Origin of the sequence: Streptomyces sp. NPDC007872 (genome assembly GCF_042868165.1) — a bacterium.
In the GTDB taxonomy this organism is placed as follows: Bacteria; Actinomycetota; Actinomycetes; order Streptomycetales; family Streptomycetaceae; genus Streptomyces.
On record NZ_JBIAEA010000002.1, the window covers coordinates 980,226 to 997,968 of the forward strand.

The window sequence follows — 17,743 nt, forward strand, 5'->3', positions numbered from 1 at the left end:
AACCCGTCCATGGACAAAGATCGTCGCAGTTTGGACGTTAGGGCCCGCGCGTCCGGGGCCCCGGGGAAGGGGCACCACCGCATGTACCACACCTGGATGCGCTACTTCACGCCCAGCCCCGTCCACCACCGCCTCGGCCTCGTCTGCCTCGGCGTCGGACTCCAGCACGGCACCCTGCCCACCGTCGGGCCCCGCACCCTCGACCACCACGTGGCCGTCGTCGTCTCCGCCGGCGCCGGCTGGTACCGGGGCGCCGACGGACGGCGCACCGCCGTCACCGCCCCCGCCCTGATCTGGCTCACCCCCGGCACCCCCCACCACTACGGCGCCGACCCCGGCACCGGCTGGGACGAGGCCTTCGTCGACTTCTCCGGACCCGCCGCCGCCACGTACACCGAACTCGGCTACATCGAACCCGACCGGCCCGTCGTCCCCCTCTCCGACGCCGCCCCCGCCCGCGCCGCCATCGCCCGGATCGCCCGCGCCGCACGGCCCGGCAACCCCCTCCTGGAGGTCGAGACCGGCGCCGCCGTCCACGAACTCCTCGTCGCCCTGCGCCGCGCCCGCGCCGACACCAACGCCGACGGCGACCCCGTCCTCACCGCCCTCGCCCGCGACGCCTTCCAGCCGCTCTCCGTCGCCGAGCACGCCGCCCGCCACGGCATGACCCCCGCCGAACTGCGCACCGCCGTCCGCCGCGCCGCCGGGTGCAGCCCCAAGGACTACCTGCTCACCGTCCGCCTCGGCCGCGCCAAGGAACTCCTCGCCGCCACCGAACTGCCCGTCTCCGCCGTCGCCCGCCGCGTCGGCTACGACGACCCCGCCTACTTCTCCCGGCTCTTCACCCGCCGGGTCGGCACCGCCCCCATCCGCTTCCGCGAGCAGCAGGGCCGGTCCGTGCCCGGCGGCTGGAGCAACCGCGTCCCGGATCCCGAACACCCGCCGACGATCCTCCCGCGCTCCGTCTAAGCTCGCAGGTCATGAGCGACTCCACCCCGGCCTCCACCCCGACCCCGGCACCGGCCTCCGCGCCGACCCACGCGCCGACCCCGGCACCGGCCTCCGCGCCGACTCACGCGCCGACCCCGGCCCCGGCCGCCGGAAAGACCCAGGCCGCCGACGAAGCCGTACGCGCCGAGCTGTCCCGGCTGCGCGACAGCATCGACAACATCGACGCGGCGGTCGTGCACATGCTCGCCGAGCGCTTCAAGTGCACCCAGCAGGTCGGCGTCCTCAAGGCCGAGCACCACCTGCCGCCCGCCGACCCCGCCCGCGAGGCCCGCCAGATCACCCGCCTCCGGGAACTCGCCGAGAGCGCGAAACTCGACCCGGCCTTCGCCGAGAAGCTCCTCAACTTCATCATCGCCGAGGTCATCCGCCACCACGAGACGATCGCGGACGGAACGCGCTGACGGAACGCGCCGGAGGAGAGCCCCCGCAGGTCACGCCCCGGCAAGGTTCTCCCCGCACCCCTGCCGGAGGCCCCGGGCATCGGGCAGCATAGGGCCCATGTCCGTACTGACGCGCGACGAAGCGCAGACCCGTGCCCAGCTCCTCGACGTCCACCACTACCGCGTGGACATCGACCTCACCACCGGCGCCGAGACCTTCGAGTCCACCAGCACCGTCCGGTTCACCGCCCGCGCCGCCGGGGACACCTTCGTCGAGCTCAAGCCCGTCACCCTGCACTCCGCCACCCTCGACGGAGAGCCCCTCGACCCCGCCGCCCTCGACGGCAACCGGCTCCCGCTGAGCCTCACCGAGGGCGAGCACGAGCTGCGCGTCGCCACCACCATGCGCTACTCCCGCACGGGCGAGGGCATGCACCGCTTCACGGACCCCACCGACGGCGAGTCGTACGTCTACACCCAGCTCTTCATGGAGGACGTCCAGCGCGTCTTCGCCGCCTTCGACCAGCCCGACCTCAAGGCCGTCTTCGAGGTCGCCGTCACCGCCCCCGACGACTGGACCGTCCTCGCCAACGGCATCACCGAACGGCAGCCCGACGGCACCTGGAGGGCCGCCCCCACCCCCCTCCTCTCCACCTACTTCGTCTGCGTCGCCGCAGGACCCTGGCACTCCGTCCGCACCGAACACGCCGGACTCCCCTTCGGCATCCACTGCCGCCGTTCCCTCGCCCCCCACCTCGACGCCGACGCCGACGAGATCCTCGCCGTCACCAGGGCCTGCTACGACCGCTACCACGAGAAGTTCGACGAGCCCTACCCCTTCGACTCGTACGACCAGGCCTTCGTCCCCGAGTTCAACGCCGGCGCCATGGAGAACCCCGGCCTCGTCACCTTCCGCGACGAGTTCGTCTTCCGCTCCGCCGTCACCGTCACCGAGCGCCAGACCCGCGCCATGGTCATCGCCCACGAGATGGCCCACATGTGGTTCGGCGACCTCGTCACCCTGCGCTGGTGGGACGACATCTGGCTGAACGAGTCCTTCGCCGAGTACATGGGCTACCAGACCGTCAACGAGGCCTGCTCCGACCTCTTCCCCGACACCTGGATCGACTTCGGCGTCACCCGCAAGGCCTGGGGCTACGAGGCCGACCAGCGGCCCTCCACCCACCCCGTCGCCCCCGACCCCGAGGCCGTCCCCGACACCGCCTCCGCCCTCCTCAACTTCGACGGCATCTCCTACGCCAAGGGCGCCTCCGCCCTCCGCCAGCTCGTCACCTGGCTCGGCGAGAAGGACTTCCTCGCCGGCATCAACATCCACTTCGCACGGCACAAGTTCGGCAACGCCACCCTCGCCGACTTCATCGACAACCTCGCCGCCGCCACCGACCGCGACGTCCACGCCTGGGCCGAGCAGTGGCTGCGCACCACCGGCGTCGACACCCTCACCCCCCGCCTCGACGGCGAGGGCCTCCACTGGAACCTCACGGTCGACCGCGACGGCGCCCGCCCCCACCGCATCTCCGCCGGCCTCTACGACCGCGACCCCTCCGGCGACCTCGTCCTGCGCGAACGCCGCGAACTCGACGTCCCCCAGGACGCCCCCGCCGAACTCACCGGCCCCCGCCCCGCCCTCGTCGTCCTCAACGACGAGGACCTCACCTACACCAAGCTCCGCTTCGACGAGGTCTCCGGGGAGTCCGCCCTGCGCGGCCTCTCCCGCATCCCCGACCCGCTCACCCGCGCCGTCGTCTGGAACGCGCTGCGCGACCGGGTCCGCGACGGCGACCTCGCCCCCGCCGACTACCTCGAAGTCGCCCTCGCGCACCTCTCCGAGGAGACCGAACTCGCCCTCGTCCAGGGCGTCCTGGCCTTCGCCCGCCACCAGATCGCCGACCGGTACGTCCCCGTCGGCGAGCGCCCCGCCGCCCTCGCCACGATCTGCGAGATCGCCCGCGCCCTGCTGCGCCGCACCGAGGACGGCGAGGCGCCCGGACTGCGCCTCACCGCCGTCCGCGCCTTCGTCGACAGCGCCACCACCCCCGACAAGATCGCCTCCTGGCTCGACGAAGGCACCGTCCACGGCGGCCCCGAACTCGACCCCGAACTGCGCTGGCGGATCCTCGCCCGGCTCGCCGTCCTCGGCGCCACCGACGAGGCCGCCATCACCGCCGAACTGGAGCGCGACCCCAGCGCCACCGGCCAGGAGGGCGCCGCCCGCTGCCGTGCCGCCCTGCCGACCCCCGAGGCCAAGGAGGCGGCCTGGTCCGCCCTCTTCGACTCCGACGACCTCTCCAACTACCTCTTCACCGCCACCGCCCAGGGCTTCTGGCAGCCCGAACAGGCCGAACTCGTACGGGAGTACGTGCCCCGCTTCTACGAGGCGGCCGCCGCCCTCGGCGACCGGCGCGGCCCCGCCATGGCCGAGGCCGCCGGCCGCCACGCCTTCCCGGCCCACGCGGTCGACGCCGACTCCCTGGCCCTCGGCGAACGCCACCTGGCCGACACCCCCATGATCCCCGCCCTCCGCCGCAAGCTCGTCGACCAGCTCGACGACCTGCGCCGGGCCCTGAAGGTCAGGGAGGGCTGAGCCGCCACGGTGCGGGGACCGGCCCCCGGTCCCCGCACCGACCGCCTCCGAAACACCACCCCGTGTCCCCCGTTCGGGTCACACCCCGGCACTCTCCGGACAAACCCCCGCACCCCCCGGCACCCTGTCGTCCATGCGTGCCGCACCCCCACCCCTCGCCGGAGGCGTCCCCGGCGCCGACGCCCTGCGGCCCCTCCTGGGCGCCGTCCTCGACGCCCTGCGCACCGGGGCCGAGGAGCGGGGCGGGCCCCTCCCGGCCGGGGGACCGGAGGCGGTGGCCCACCGCACCGCACGGCTCGGAGCCGTACTCCCCGAGACCGGGACCGGCCCCGACGAAGCCCTCCGCACCCTCGTCCACGCCCTCGCCGCCGGCGCCGCCGACCCCGCCGACCCGCTCTGCGCCGCCCACCTCCACACCCCGCCCCTCGCGCTCGCCGCCGCCGCCGACCTGGCCGCCTCCGCGCTCAACCCCTCCATGGACTCCTGGGACCAGGCCCCCGCCGCCTCCGCCCTCGAAGCCCTGGTCACCACCGCCCTCGCCGCCGAGATCCACCCCGGCGCCCCCCGCCCCGACGCCCTCGTCACCACCGGCGGCACCGAGTCCAACCAACTCGCCCTCCTCCTCGCCAGGGAACGCCTCGCCGGGGAACGCCTCGCCGGGGAACGCCTCGCCGGGGAACGCCACGCCGGGGAACGCCACGCCAGGGAGCACCGCACCGGAGAAGGCCCCACCAGGGAGCGCCACGCCCGGGACCGCCGCACCGGGGAAGGCCCCCTCCGCACCGTCGTCGGCGCCAACGCCCACCACTCCTTCCGGCGCGCCGCCTGGCTCCTCGGCCTCCCCGCCCCCGTCGTCGTCCCCACCCCCCGGGGCGTCCTCGACCCCGCCGCCCTCCACGCGGCCCTGACCGACACCCCCGGCCCGCTCCTCGTCGCCGCCACCGCCGGCACCACCGACGAAGGCCTCGTCGACCCCCTGCCCGCACTCGCCGACGTCTGCGCCGCCCACGGCGCCGACCTCCACGTCGACGCCGCCTACGGCGGCCCCCTCCTCTTCAGCCGCACCCACCGCCCCCTCCTCGCCGGCCTCGACCGCGCCCGCACCGTCACCGTCGACCTCCACAAACTCGGCTGGCAGCCCGCCGCCGCCGGACTCCTCGCCGTCCGCGACACGACCGACCTCGCCCCCCTCGCCCACACCGCTGACTACCTCAACGCCGACGACGACACCGACGCCGGCCTCCCCGACCTCCTCGGCCGCTCCCCGCGCACCACCCGCCGCCCCGACGTCCTCAAGGCCGCCGTCACCCTCCGCGCCCTCGGCCGCACCGGCCTCGGCGCCCTCGTCGACACCTGCATGGAGCTCGCCCAGGACCTCGCCGACCGCATCGAGAAGACCCCCGCCCTCGACCTGCGTGCCCGGCCCGTCCTCACCACCGTCCTCTTCCGCCCCCACGACGCCGACGACACCACCGTCGCCGCGATCCGCCGCACCCTCCTCACCGGCGGCCGGGCGGTCCTCGGCCGGGCCCGCGCGGACGGCCGCCTCTGGCTCAAGGCCACCCTGCTCAACCCCCACGCCACCCCCGACGACCTGGACCAGCTCATCACCCTCGTGGAAGGCAGCGCTCACCGATGACCGGCAGCACCCCCGAACAGGACACCGACCGGCCCCCGCACCCCCGGGACACCCCGGCCCCCGACCGCCCCCACGACCTCGTCGGCATCGGCATCGGCCCCTTCAACCTCTCCCTCGCCGCCCTCGCCCACGGCGTCCCCGGCGGCCTCTCCACCGCCTTCTACGAACAGCGCCCCGCCTTCCACTGGCACCCCGGCCTCCTCATCGACGGCGCCACCCTCCAGGTCCCCTTCCTCGCCGACCTCGTCACCCTCGCCGACCCCGCCAGCCCCTGGACCTTCCTCAACTACCTCAAGAGCCGCGAGCGCCTCTTCCCCTTCTACTTCGCCGAGAAGTTCCACATCCACCGCGCCGAGTACGACGCCTACTGCCGCTGGGCCAGCGAACGCCTCCCCGGCCTCCACTTCGCCCACCAGGTCGACTCCGTCCGCTGGAACCCCGAACGGCGCCTCTTCGAGGTCGACTTCGCCCAGCTCGACCCCGACGGCGAGACCGAGGCCCTCGGCCGCACCTACACCCGCAACGTCGTCCTCGGCGTCGGCACCGAACCGTACGTCCCCGAACCCCTGAAGCCCCTCGCCGACGCCCCCGGCGTCCCCGTCGTCCACTCCGCCGACTACCTCACCCACCGCGAGACCCTCCTCGCCGCCGGACACGTCACCGTCATCGGCTCCGGCCAGTCCGGCGCCGAGATCTTCCTCGACCTCCTGCGCGCCCGCCCCGCCGGAGCCGAGGGCATCCACTGGCTCACCCGCACCGAGGCCTTCGCCCCCATGGAGTACTCCAAGCTCGGCCTCGAACACTTCACGCCCGACTACACCCGCTACTTCCACGCCCTCCCCGAGCAGGTGCGCGACGGCCTCGTGCCCCGCCAGTGGCAGCTCCACAAGGGCATCGACGACGCCACCCTCACCGCCATCCACGACGAGCTCTACCGCCGCACCCTCCACGGCGGCTGGCCCGACGCCGTCCTCACCCCCGGCGTCCGCGTCCGCACCGCCGGCCGCGTCGCCACCACCCGCGTCGAACTGCACCTGGAACACGTCCAGCAGTCCGCCCGCACCCGCCTCACCACCGACGCCGTCGTCCTCGCCACCGGCTACCGCGAACGCCCCCTCGACCGCCTCCTCACCGGCCTCGACCCCTACCTGCGCCACGACTCCGCCGGCCGCCCCCGCGTCGACGAGCAGTACCGCCTCGTCCTCGACCCCTCCGTCACCGGCGCCGTCCACGTCCAGAACGCCGAACGCCACACCCACGGCGTCGGCGCCCCCGACCTCGGCCTCGCCGCCTGGCGCAGCGCCACCATCCTCAACGCGATCACCGGCAAGGAGCCCTACCCGCTGCCCCGCCGCACCGCCTTCACCAGCTTCGGCCTGGAAACACGAGAGGCGCCCGGCATCCCGGCCCAGGGCCGGAAGCTGACGCCTCTCGTCCAGCACTGACGTACGGATCAGAACACCGGCACGCCGTCCCGGGTCAGCTTCCAGTCCACCGACGCGAACTGCCCCGGGTCGACCGTCCCCTTCGCCCGCACCCACTGGATGATCGTGTTGCGGATCTCGTCCGAGTTCGCCCAGAGCTGCTGCGCGCTCGCCACGTGCGGGAACGCGCCGCCGCCGCTCGCCCGGTAGTTGTTCACCGCCAGGACGAACCTCGCCGCCGGGTCCAGCGGCTTCCCCTCGAACGACAGGTTCACGATCCGCGACCCGGCCGGCTTCGCGATGTCGATCTCGTACGTCAGACCCGACACCGCGTCGTAGTTGTAGTCCGGCGTGTTGTCCGCGTTCGTCAGCTTCGCCGTGTCGACCGGGGCGCCCGCCGGGGTCCGCACGTAGTACCGCGCCGAGAACTCCAGGTAGTCCTTGAGCTGGGCGCCCGTCAGCAGCCGCGCCTCCAGGGTGTTCTCGAACGGGTACAGACCCGCCGCGTCCTTGATCGTGACCTGACCGGCCGGGATCCGGGCCGTACGGGAGAAGCAGGAGGCCTGCGAGAGCACCGGCAGACCCGCGTACGCGCCGCCCGCGAGCGCCGCCCTCACCGTCTCCGCCTGCACCGCGTTGATCAGGTCGATGATCGGCTCGTCCTTCCACGGCGCGTCGGCCGTGGTCATCGCCGCCACCGAGGTGCCGATGACCTGGTTGACGTACGCGACGACCTTCCGGTGCTCGTCGGAGAGCAGCCGCACGATCGTCCGGTCCTCCTCCACCGTGTTGGAGTTCAGGACCTGCGCGCCCACCTTCTCGACGCTCCAGCGGCCCTTCTCCCACACCAGGTCGAAGTCGAAGAGGGTGAGGCGCTGGCCCCACTTCAGCGGCTCGGAGAGGACGACGTCCTTGCCGGTCGCCTCGTTCTTCACCCGGTACTCGGGGATCTCGGTGTGCGCGTGCCCCACGAGGATCGCGTCGATGCCCGGCACCTGCTCGGCCACGAGCCCGGCCGCGTTCTCCACGTACGGCAACTGGTCACCGTACGAGGACGTGCCGCTGGAACCGGAGTGCGCCGAGACGACCACCACGTCCGCGCCCATCGAGCGCAGCTTCGGCACCCACTTCGCCGCCTGCTCCTCCAGGCCCGGGAAGACCATCTTCCCGCTGACGTTCGCCTTGTCCCAGATCGCGATCCCCGGGTTGGTGAGACCGAGCACGGCCACCTTCACGCCCCGCCCGCAGGGGGTCCGCAGCCGGTGCATGCTGTACGGGGCGAACGCCGGCCGCAGGGTCTTCGCGTCGAGCGCGTTGGCACCGAGCAGCGGGAAGTCGCACTGCTCCTCGAACTTCCGCAGCACCGGGATGCCGTAGTTGAACTCGTGGTTGCCGAGCGCGGCGGCGTCGTAGCCGATGGCGTTCATCGCCTGCGCCATCGGGTGGACGGGGCCGCGCCGCGCGGTGATCGGGTCGACCTTGGCGTAGTAGTACGACAACTGGGTGCCCTGGATGGTGTCACCGGCGTCGATGAGGAGCGTGTTGCGCCTCCCCTTCGCCTCGCGCACCTGCTCGACGAGCGTGGAGATCTTCGCGAGGCCGACGTCGTTGTGCGCCTTGTCGTCGAACTCCTTGTCCGTGAAGTAGTCCCAGTTGAAGACGTTCCCGTGCAGGTCGGTCGTCCCCATGACGGTGAAGGAGTACCGCGCGGCCGGCTTCGGGCGGTGTCCGTGCCCGGGTCCGTGGGCCTCGGCCGGGGCGACGGCCCCGGCGGTGAGGGCGGCCCCGGCCCCGACGGCCACGGAGCCCTCCAGGAAGGTCCGGCGGTTCAACGGCATGTGCTTCTCCTCGGTTCGATGGCGTCGCTCAGGTGCACAACGCGCGTAGATTCTGGCCCAGGAGACCCGTCCGCAACAGGCCCGGCGGGTTACGGAGTGGAAAAGTGTTCGACGGGCGCGGGCCGCGGGACAGTCCGAAACGGACCGGGGAAGCACCGGAAAACGCTCATCGGAGCGCCCCGCCGCACAGATTCAAGTCTTGTCAACAACCTTTCACGGAAAGGTTGTTGAGCGGACATGACGGACGGATTCGCTACCCGTCGGTAAGCCCTAGGCTCGTCCCATGCGCCGAGCGAAAATCGTTTGTACCCTTGGGCCCGCCACCGAAACATACGACCAGATCAAGGCATTGATCGAGGCCGGAATGGACGTCGCCCGCCTCAACCTCAGCCACGGCACCTACGCCGAGCACGAGGAGCGCTACCAGCGCGTCCGCAAAGCCTCCGACGAGACCGGCCGCAGCGTCGGCGTCCTCGCCGACCTTCAAGGCCCGAAGATCCGCCTCGGCCGCTTCCGCGAAGGCCCCGTACTCCTTGAACGCGGCGACGAATTCACCATCACCGTCGAACCCGTCGAAGGCGACCGCCACACCTGCGGCACCACCTACCCCGGCCTCGCCGACGACGTCACCACCGGCGAACGCATCCTCGTCGACGACGGCCGCGTCACCCTCGAAGTCACCGCCGTCGACGGCCCCCGCGTCCGCACCCGCGTCGTCGAGGGCGGCATGGTCTCCGACCACAAGGGCCTCAACCTCCCCGGCGTCTCCGTCTCCGTCCCCGCCCTCTCCGACAAGGACGTCGAAGACCTCCGCTGGGCCCTGCGCACCGGCGCCGACGTCATCGCCCTCTCCTTCGTCCGCAGCGCCCGCGACATCGACGACGTCCACCGCATCATGGACGAGGAAGGCCGACGCCTCCCCGTCATCGCCAAGGTCGAGAAGCCCCAGGCCGTCGAGAACATCGACGAGATCGTCGCCGCCTTCGACGGCATCATGGTCGCCCGCGGCGACCTCGGCGTCGAAATGCCCCTCGAACAGGTCCCGATCGTCCAGAAGCGCGCCGTCAAACTCGCCAAGCGCAACGCCAAGCCGGTCATCGTCGCCACCCAGATGCTCGACTCCATGATCGACAACTCCCGGCCCACCCGCGCCGAGGCCTCCGACGTCGCCAACGCCGTCATCGACGGCACCGACGCCGTCATGCTCTCCGGCGAGACCAGCGTCGGCCGCTTCCCCGTCGAAACCGTCCGCACCATGAGCCGCATCGTCGAAGCCGCCGAAGAGGACGTCCTCGCCAAGGGCCTCCCCCCACTGACCGAACGCAACAAGCCCCGCACCCAGGGCGGCGCCGTCGCCCGCGCCGCCGCCGAAATGGGCGACTTCCTCGGCGCCAAGTTCCTCGTCGCCTTCACCCAGTCCGGCGACACCGTCAAGCGCCTCTCCCGCTACCGCTCCCCGATCCCCCTCCTCGCCTTCACCCCCGACCCCGCCACCCGCTCCCAGCTCAACCTCACCTGGGGCGTCGAGACCTTCCTCGGCCCCCACGTCGACTCCACCGACGCCATGGTCGCCCAGGTCGACGAGGAACTCCTCCGCATCGGCCGCTGCGCCAAGGGCGACATCGTCGTCATCACCGCCGGCTCCCCGCCCGGCGTCGCCGGCTCCACCAACCTGGTCCGCGTCCACCACATCGGAGAGCCGCTGACGTAACCCCGCCCCGTCAGCACGTTGCTCACGGCGATCCGGGGGTAGCGTCCTCGGCATGGACCTTCGCACCACCGTCGAGCGCGCCCAGCGCCTCAAGCAGCTCCACGCCGACCACCAGCCGCTCGTGCTGCCGACCGTCTGGGACGTCTGGTCCGCGCGGACGGCGGCCGACGCCGGATTCCCCGCGCTGACGGTCGGCAGCCACCCGCTCGCCGAGTCCCGCGGAGCCGACGACCACGAAGGACAGACCTTCGAAGAAGTGCTCGCCGCCGTCCGGCCGATCATCGCCGCGGTCGACGTCCCCGTCTCCGTCGACCTCGAAGCCGGATACGGACAGAAGCCCGCCGACCTCGTCGCAGGACTCGTCGAGATCGGCGGCGCCGGCCTCAACATCGAGGACACCGTCCACTCCGACGGCGGACGCGTCCGCGACACCCGGGAACACGCCCACTACGTCGCAGGACTGCGCGCCGCCGCCGACGACGCCGGCGTCCCGCTCTGGATCAACGGCCGCACCGACCTCTTCCTCCACGCCGAGGACCCCTCCGCCGTCCTCGACGAGGCCGTCGAACGACTCCGCGCCATGGAACGGGCCGGCGCCGACAGCGTCTACCCCGTCCGCATCCAGGACGACGACGACCTCCTCACGGCCGTGATCGACGCCGTCACCGTCCCGGTCAACTCCACCGCCCACCCCGTCAAGCACGACCTCGCCCGCTTCCGCCGCCTCGGCGTCGGCCGCATCACCTACGGCCCGCTGCTGCAACTCGCCACCACGGACGCGATGAAGGACATGCTCAAGCCCTGGGCACCCTAGGGCCTGTCCGGCGGACGCCGAAACGCCACCGCGCCCCGCGTCCTTGACGGACACGGGGCGCGGTGGCACGGGGTGCGGCCTCCGTCAGGTGCGGTAGGCGTAGTACGCGGCGTTCGGGTAGGCCGAGATGATGCTCGTCACCGACCGGCGCAGGGTGTTGGTGGAGTGGTACGTCAGGTACGGCACGCCGTTGCGACGCGACGTGACGATCATCGTGTGGTCCTTCGACCCGTCCTTGTCGAAGTCCACCTGGAGGACGTCACCGACGTCCAACTGGTAGACGTTCGCCAGGCTGGTGGTCCGCTTCGAGTTCTGCGCGAACCAGGACCACTCGTTGACGCCGATGAAGGAGTGCGACTGGATGTCGGCCGTCCCGAACCAGCGCGTGTAGTCGTACACGTAACCCGGCACGTGCTTCCAGCCACCGGCCTTGAGGGACTGGCTGACGAAGTTGGTGCAGTCACCACCCGCGCCCGACCCGTTGAAGTTCGGGTAGGCCGGGTTGTAGTTGCTCCAGTACTTCTCCGCGTACGCGGCCATCGCCTGGTAGTCGTACTCGCCGCCCGTCAGGTTCTTGGGGGCGGCCGGCGGACGCTTGGTGATGGCGGCGCGGGGCGCCGACGGAGTGGTGGTGGTGGCCTTGGCCGCCACGGTGGCCGTCATCGGCCGGGCGAGCTGATTGACCGCGAGGTAGCCGTCACCGGTCTCACGGATCTTCGTGAGCTGCCAGGAGCCCTTCTTGTCCGCCTTGAAGGTCAGCTCGTGATGGGCCTCGAAACCGGTGGTGCCCGGCTCGCCACCGGTGACCTTCGCATAGGTCAGCGTGGTGTTCTCGGTGACCGTGACGACGGCCGTGCGACCCTTGACGTTCGTACGGTCCAGCCTGACCGTGGTGCTGCCGGCACTGTACTTCTCGCCGCTGCGCGCCAGCCGGTTCTTCCGGTCGCCGAGCTGCCTCAGGGCGGCGTCCTCGGTACGGTCGATGCCGGAGGAGAGCTCCACCTTGCCCGAGAAGCCCTCGGTGAGGGCCTTCCCGCCACCGTGACGCGGCCGGTCGACCAGCGCGTTGGTGCGGTCGGTGAAGACCGCGTCGGCCAGACTCTGGAAGGCGGCCCTGGTCTTGGCGTCGACCTGGGGCTCGGCTGCCGTGGAAGCACCCGCGTTCCAGTTGGGCAGCAGCGCGGCACCCGCGACGGCCGACGCGGCGGCCGCCGTGAGTATCGACGCCCGTCGTCGAGTGTGCTTCAGTTTTCTTGACTTCACTGGCGTTTCCCCTTTGTCCCCGGCGCAGAACGGCCGAGATAAGCGGCATTTTTACACGCCCTGTGCAGCTCTTGTGAAGGAGGTGGCGCCATCGGCGCGGACGGGCCGCCCGGCCACCACCCCGTGTGCTACCCGACGACCGCCGGCCACCCGCCCCCGGACCGCCCCGGTCACTTCACGACGCTGGACCAGTCCGGCGACTGGGCCGGATCGAGACTCCGCAACCGCTCCAGCGTGGAAGGCTTCTGAACGTCCATCCAGTCGGCCAGCTCCCTGAAGGACACGCACTTCACGTCCTTCTTCGTGCACACCTTCTCGATCATCTGGTCGACGGCCTTCATGTAGATGCCGCCGTTCCACTCCTCGAAGTGGTTGCCGATGAACAACGGAGCACGACTGCCGTAGTACACACGGTCGAACCCCGCCATGTAGGTGTTCAACGTCTCCTGCTGCCACTGCGGGTACTTGGCCGGGTCACCCTCGGTCTCCCCCTCGGACTGGTTGTAGAGGAAGTTGAAGTCCATCGACAGACCCTGGTACTTGCCCCCCTCGTAAGGGAGCATCTGCAACGGAAAGTCCCATATGCCGTTCTTCTTCTTCGGCCATATCTGGAAATCACCGGCAGAACTGGCGTCATAACGCCAACCCAACCCCTTCGCCGCCTGCAACAGATTGGCCTGACCCTCCAGACACGGCGCACGACCACCCACCACCTCACGACGGATGTCGAACGGCAACGGCGCCAGATCCGTCCTCCCCGTATTGGTCTTCCACTTCTCCACGAAGCCGTAGAACTGCTCGATCTCGCTCTTCCACTCCGACACGCTCCAATCGCCACCCCCCTTCGCACCACAGAAGTGCCCGTTGAAGTGGGTACCGATCTCGTTCCCGTCCTTCCACGCCCCGGCAAGCTGCTCCAGAGTGGTATAGACGTGCTCGTCCGTGGGAAAACTGATCGCCGCACTGCCCCGATCGTGCTGCGGCGGGTCGTACAACTCCTTCTTGCTCTTCGGCAACAGATAGATGCCGGTCAAGAAGAAGGTCATGTGGGCATCGTGCCTGTTCGCCATCTCCCGATAATGCGCGAACAACCCGTCGTCACCCTGCAGAGCACCGTCCCAGGAGAAGACGACGAACTGCGGCGGCTTCTCGCCCGGCTTGAGCGGCCGCACCTCCAACTTCCCCTTCTGCGGACCCGTGTACGACGTCGAACCGTCACCGATCACCTCGACCCGACCGTCCCACGCCGCCTCCCCCGAAGCCCCCGGCAACGGCTTCCGCTGCGCACCATCCGCCGCGGACCCCGCCGGAGCCGCGTCATCCCCACCCGACAACACCAGATAACCGGCGAGAACGGAGACGACCACGAGAAACGCCGCCACCGCGAGCACCCCGTTACCGACGGGCAACCCCGTGACGACGGGAAAACGGCGGCGCGCGGGAGCCTTGCGGCGACGACCCGACGGTTTGTTCATCTGCGGCTTCATCCTTCGAAGACGGAAAGGGGACGACAACGAACGCGACGGCGATCAGCCGGCATGACCCAGGGCCCGCGCCCAGATGCCGTACGGAACGCTGTCGGAGGCCGTACCACCCAACCCCTCCAACGGCAGCGGCTCAAGACTCTTGGCCAGATCGATGCGATAGACCACGACCGCCGTGGACACCTTCTTCTCGGTGCCCACGTACCAGGCGGCGGTGTCGTCCTCGGTGGTACCCACCTTCCCCGCGACCGCGCCACCGGCAGCCGCCGCAGCCTCCGGATGGGCCGTACGGAAGGCATCGGTCAACGCGGACTGCACCGCCGCGGCCGTCTCCACGTCCACCGCCCGCCGCGCACCCGGAACGTCCGCGGCCACCTCGTGGCCATTGCGGGTCACCTTGAGAATGGCGTACGGCTCCGTGTGCCGACCCTCCGCCGCGAACGTGGCGTACCCACCGGCCATCCGGATCGCACTGGGCGTCGAACTGCCGGCGGACAACGCGGGCACCTGAGCACCCAGACTCGAAGGCAGCAACCCGGCCGCCCTGGCCGTCGCGCGAACCTTGTCCAGACCGGTGTCCATACCGAGCTGCATGAACGTCGTGTTGACCGACAGCGCGAGCGCCCGGTGCAGCGAAATCTGCCCGTACGACCGCCCACCGTCGTTCTTCGCGGCCACCTTCCGACCGCTGCGGTCCCAGTACGGCCCCTCCGGCGTGGTCACCGGCACCTTGTCGTCCCCGGTGTACAACGTCTCACCCGTCACCGGCTCGGGAGCACCGTCCCGGCTCTTGCGCACACCGTGCTCCAAAGCGGCCGCGTACACGAACGGCTGGAACGCCGACCCCGCCCGCACCGTGGTCGCATTGGACTCGTTGTAACCCTGCTTACGGTGATCAGGACCACCGTGAATAGCCAGAATGCGCCCGTCCGCGGCCACCGAAGCAGCACCGTAATGCACGTGCTTCGCCGCCACCGGATTCTTCTTGCGCGCCTCGTCCCGAGCCCTGTTGACGGCCTTGGTGAGCTGATCCACACGCTTCTTGTCGAACGTGGTGTAGATCTGATACCCACCCCGGTCGAAATCCTTGTCCGAGATGTGCGCCGTCTTCTTGGCGTACTGAGTGGCGAGCTCCACCAGATAGTCACTCTGCTCACCGGTGTTGTAGAGCGGATTGCTCTCCAACGGCTCCGGGAAAGTCCGGTAACCGGCCCGCTCCTCCGGCGACAGCTTGCCGATCTCCACCATCCGGTCGAGCGTCCACCGCCACCGCTCCACCGCACGGGCCCGGTTGTTCGCACTGAGCGTCGGATCGTACAACCCCGCCCCCTTCAGCAGGGAAGCGAGGAAGGCGGCCTCACTGGCGTTGAGCCCACTCACGTCCTTGCCGTAGTACGCCTGAGCCGCCCGCTGGATCCCATAGGTACCGCGACCGAACCAACTGGTGTTGAGATACCCCTCCAGGATCTCGTCCTTGCTCATCTTGTTGTCGAGCTTGAGGGCCATCATGGCCTCGGTGAACTTGCGGCTGTAGGTCTGCTCCTGGCTCAGATAGACGTTCTTGACGTACTGCTGCGTGATCGTCGAGCCACCCTGCGTACTGCCCTGCCCGAGGGTCCGGAAGACCGCACGACTCAGACCCTTGAACGAAATGCCCGGATCGCTGTAGAAACTCTCGTTCTCGGCCGCGAGCACCGCCCAGCGCACGTCCTCCGGCACGTCCTCCAGCTCCACCGCCTGCCGCTGCACCCAGCCCGTACGGGCCATGGGCGTCCCGTCGGCCCAGAAATAGACGTTGTCCTGCTGCGTGGCGTACGTGTTCAGGTTCTCCGGAATGTCCGTGACCGCATAGGCGAAACCCAGACTCAGGAAACCCAGACCGAACGAAGCGAGCACCGCACCCCCGGCCTGCCGCCAGGAAGGCACCCAACGCCTCCAGCCCACCCGCCCCGGCCGGGGATAACGCGGCCGCACACGGCGCACCCAGGAACCGGCCACCACGGCGACGGCCACGACACGGGCGACGAACGCCGGCCGGGACGCCTTCCGGCGCCGCCCCGCACCCGCCCGACGGGACGCACGGGACCCCGGGGAAACCGCCGGAGAGCCACCGGACGACCCGGACCCCTCCGGCTCTCCCGCGTCGGAGGGCGCGCCGGCGGCGTCATCACGCCCCCCGCCGGGTATCCCGCCCTCGGGTATGCGGAGCTGCATGGTCTCGTCGGGCGACAACCGCACCCCGAGAAAACGCCTGCCCCCCGAGGGACCCGGCTCCGCGGGGGCCCCGTCGCCACCCTGCGCGTGCCCTCCCCGCCCCGTCTCGGTCACGACCGGCCTCCCTCCATGCTCCCCGTTGCGCGCGCAGGCAGGCAGTACGGATGCAGGAGGGCTTGATCCGGTTGCCGTTATGGCGGTCGCAAACCCTGATCCCCCCGACCCCACGTGACCGCGGCGCCCCCAAATTACCAGCGCCCTTCGCACGATCTCCACGGGGTGTTCGGACGAATCGGTCACACCGGGACCGGTGGAGACCTACCGTCTCACCCCTTGGGCCCCACATGAAGATCCATGAGCGCGACGGAGGCCCTGCGGGCGACGGAGACGTTGTACGGCCTTCCGTTGCGGACGCAGCGCGTCCACTCGACGCCGAGCGCGTCGAGGGTGTCGGTGTAGAGCCGCCGGATGTCGTCCGAGACGTTGGTGAAGAAGTACCGGGGGTACTCGTACCGCTTGCGCTCGCCGTTCACGACGCGGGTGGTCCAGTTGGTGATCCGGCACCCGTCGGAGTGCACGAGCCCACGAACGAACGCCCAGGGGTGGGCGTCGACGACCGCCTGCTGCCAGGATTCCAGGACGATGCGACGCTCGTGCTTCTTGCCGGGGCCGTGCTGGGGGAAGAGGCAGACGAGGTGCAGGGAATACACCTTGAGGTTGTGGCACCCCTTCTTGCGAACGCGACACGTGGCATTGTCCGGAAGGACCCGTCGCATTGCGGCTTCGGCCTCGTCCTGAATCCCCGGCCGAGTGTCATCGAGGGTGATCATGAGACTTGGCACCCGGTGTCCCGCGTAGTGACTGATGTGACCGTCGCCGAGGTAGAGCCCGAGTAGATACGCGTATGCCGCTTCGTCCAGTTCTCGTCCGTCGCAGCGAGGACATCGGGGATCGGGCCGCCCCGGACACTCGCCGCGCTTCGCGCGGTCCAGGTGCTTCCAGTAACTGACGGTCCCCGCCGGAACGTCGAGCTCGCGAGCCACATCCGCGTTCTTGGCGCCGCCCCGCAGCAGTGCGAGCGCCTGCTGTCGTACTTCTGTGCCGTGGAACTCCATGCGAACACCCTCCGCAACGAAGCCTCGCGGCGCGTAGCGAAAAGCGGACGTTCACGCGAAGGTGAACGTCCGCTTCAGGGATGTGTGCCGGGTGCGGGACTCGAACCCGCAAGCCCTCACGGGCAGATGTGTTTGAGACATCCGTGTATGCCATTCCACCAACCCGGCAGATCGCCAATCGGAGTGTACCCGGTCACTGGCGGGGCCAGCAGCTAGGTAGGCTTCTTCGTGCAGCGCACTGCCCC

12 protein-coding genes and 1 tRNA gene are annotated in these 17,743 nt (G+C 70.5%); 7 read left to right on the plus strand and 6 right to left on the minus strand.

Annotated features, from left to right (window positions below; translation table 11 throughout):
* The first annotated feature begins 81 nt into the window (after positions 1-81).
* The 5 genes from ACFYNX_RS09570 to ACFYNX_RS09590 all read left to right on the plus strand — a co-directional run bounded on the left by ACFYNX_RS09570 (position 82) and on the right by ACFYNX_RS09590 (position 7,080).
* On the plus strand, positions 82-969 hold the full coding sequence (locus ACFYNX_RS09570) for an AraC family transcriptional regulator (RefSeq protein ID WP_365540917.1): 888 nt from the start codon (positions 82-84) through the stop codon (positions 967-969).
* A gap of 11 nt (positions 970-980) precedes the next feature.
* Positions 981-1,412, plus strand: a complete 432-nt coding sequence (locus ACFYNX_RS09575) for a chorismate mutase (RefSeq protein WP_388659393.1) — start codon at positions 981-983, stop codon at positions 1,410-1,412.
* A 97-nt stretch (positions 1,413-1,509) separates the two neighbouring features.
* Positions 1,510-3,996 (plus strand): aminopeptidase N, encoded by a 2,487-nt coding sequence (pepN, locus tag ACFYNX_RS09580; RefSeq protein ID WP_388659396.1) that lies wholly within the window; start codon positions 1,510-1,512, stop codon positions 3,994-3,996.
* A 133-nt stretch (positions 3,997-4,129) separates the two neighbouring features.
* The gene (locus ACFYNX_RS09585) at positions 4,130-5,635 is read left to right on the plus strand and encodes a pyridoxal phosphate-dependent decarboxylase family protein (RefSeq protein WP_388659398.1); all 1,506 of its coding nucleotides are present in this window, start codon (positions 4,130-4,132) and stop codon (positions 5,633-5,635) included.
* Complete coding sequence (locus ACFYNX_RS09590) at positions 5,632-7,080, plus strand: SidA/IucD/PvdA family monooxygenase (RefSeq protein ID WP_365540910.1); 1,449 nt, start codon at positions 5,632-5,634, stop codon at positions 7,078-7,080. The genes ACFYNX_RS09585 and ACFYNX_RS09590 overlap by 4 nt, the downstream gene beginning before the upstream one ends.
* 8 nt (positions 7,081-7,088) lie before the next feature.
* Here ACFYNX_RS09590 and ACFYNX_RS09595 read toward each other — a convergent pair whose 3' ends face one another.
* Positions 7,089-8,897 (minus strand): bifunctional metallophosphatase/5'-nucleotidase, encoded by a 1,809-nt coding sequence (locus ACFYNX_RS09595; RefSeq protein ID WP_388659401.1) that lies wholly within the window; start codon positions 8,895-8,897, stop codon positions 7,089-7,091.
* A gap of 283 nt (positions 8,898-9,180) precedes the next feature.
* On the opposite strand from ACFYNX_RS09595, the gene pyk reads away from it, so the two are divergent.
* The gene (pyk, locus tag ACFYNX_RS09600) at positions 9,181-10,608 is read left to right on the plus strand and encodes a pyruvate kinase (protein ID WP_388659403.1); all 1,428 of its coding nucleotides are present in this window, start codon (positions 9,181-9,183) and stop codon (positions 10,606-10,608) included.
* A gap of 52 nt (positions 10,609-10,660) precedes the next feature.
* Positions 10,661-11,422, plus strand: a complete 762-nt coding sequence (locus ACFYNX_RS09605) for an isocitrate lyase/phosphoenolpyruvate mutase family protein (RefSeq protein WP_388659405.1) — start codon at positions 10,661-10,663, stop codon at positions 11,420-11,422.
* An 84-nt stretch (positions 11,423-11,506) separates the two neighbouring features.
* Here ACFYNX_RS09605 and ACFYNX_RS09610 read toward each other — a convergent pair whose 3' ends face one another.
* From ACFYNX_RS09610 to ACFYNX_RS09630, 5 genes are all read right to left on the minus strand, one after another.
* On the minus strand, positions 11,507-12,685 hold the full coding sequence (locus tag ACFYNX_RS09610; protein ID WP_388659408.1) for an amidase domain-containing protein: 1,179 nt from the start codon (positions 12,683-12,685) through the stop codon (positions 11,507-11,509).
* Between the two features lie 170 nt (positions 12,686-12,855).
* Positions 12,856-14,160 (minus strand): hypothetical protein, encoded by a 1,305-nt coding sequence (locus ACFYNX_RS09615; protein WP_365540901.1) that lies wholly within the window; start codon positions 14,158-14,160, stop codon positions 12,856-12,858.
* A gap of 54 nt (positions 14,161-14,214) precedes the next feature.
* Positions 14,215-16,383, minus strand: a complete 2,169-nt coding sequence (locus tag ACFYNX_RS09620; RefSeq protein WP_388659793.1) for a transglycosylase domain-containing protein — start codon at positions 16,381-16,383, stop codon at positions 14,215-14,217.
* A gap of 326 nt (positions 16,384-16,709) precedes the next feature.
* Complete coding sequence (locus ACFYNX_RS09625) at positions 16,710-17,498, minus strand: helix-turn-helix domain-containing protein (RefSeq protein ID WP_388659411.1); 789 nt, start codon at positions 17,496-17,498, stop codon at positions 16,710-16,712.
* A gap of 85 nt (positions 17,499-17,583) precedes the next feature.
* A tRNA-Leu gene (locus ACFYNX_RS09630) sits at positions 17,584-17,666 on the minus strand.
* Between the last annotated feature and the right edge of the window lie 77 nt (positions 17,667-17,743).

Excerpts from the sequence above, each read along its gene's own strand:
- ACFYNX_RS09605 (WP_388659405.1), top strand. The coding sequence starts at position 10,661 with ATGGACCTTCGCACCACCGTCGAGCGCGCCCAGCGCCTCAAGCAGCTC.
- ACFYNX_RS09615 (WP_365540901.1), bottom strand. The coding sequence starts at position 14,160 with ATGAACAAACCGTCGGGTCGTCGCCGCAAGGCTCCCGCGCGCCGCCGT.
- ACFYNX_RS09625 (WP_388659411.1), bottom strand. The coding sequence starts at position 17,498 with ATGGAGTTCCACGGCACAGAAGTACGACAGCAGGCGCTCGCACTGCTG.
- ACFYNX_RS09575 (WP_388659393.1), top strand. The coding sequence starts at position 981 with ATGAGCGACTCCACCCCGGCCTCCACCCCGACCCCGGCACCGGCCTCC.
- ACFYNX_RS09570 (WP_365540917.1), top strand. The coding sequence starts at position 82 with ATGTACCACACCTGGATGCGCTACTTCACGCCCAGCCCCGTCCACCAC.
- ACFYNX_RS09620 (WP_388659793.1), bottom strand. The coding sequence starts at position 16,383 with ATGCAGCTCCGCATACCCGAGGGCGGGATACCCGGCGGGGGGCGTGAT.
- pyk (WP_388659403.1), top strand. The coding sequence starts at position 9,181 with ATGCGCCGAGCGAAAATCGTTTGTACCCTTGGGCCCGCCACCGAAACA.
- pepN (WP_388659396.1), top strand. The coding sequence starts at position 1,510 with ATGTCCGTACTGACGCGCGACGAAGCGCAGACCCGTGCCCAGCTCCTC.
- ACFYNX_RS09590 (WP_365540910.1), top strand. The coding sequence starts at position 5,632 with ATGACCGGCAGCACCCCCGAACAGGACACCGACCGGCCCCCGCACCCC.
- ACFYNX_RS09585 (WP_388659398.1), top strand. The coding sequence starts at position 4,130 with ATGCGTGCCGCACCCCCACCCCTCGCCGGAGGCGTCCCCGGCGCCGAC.
- ACFYNX_RS09595 (WP_388659401.1), bottom strand. The coding sequence starts at position 8,897 with ATGCCGTTGAACCGCCGGACCTTCCTGGAGGGCTCCGTGGCCGTCGGG.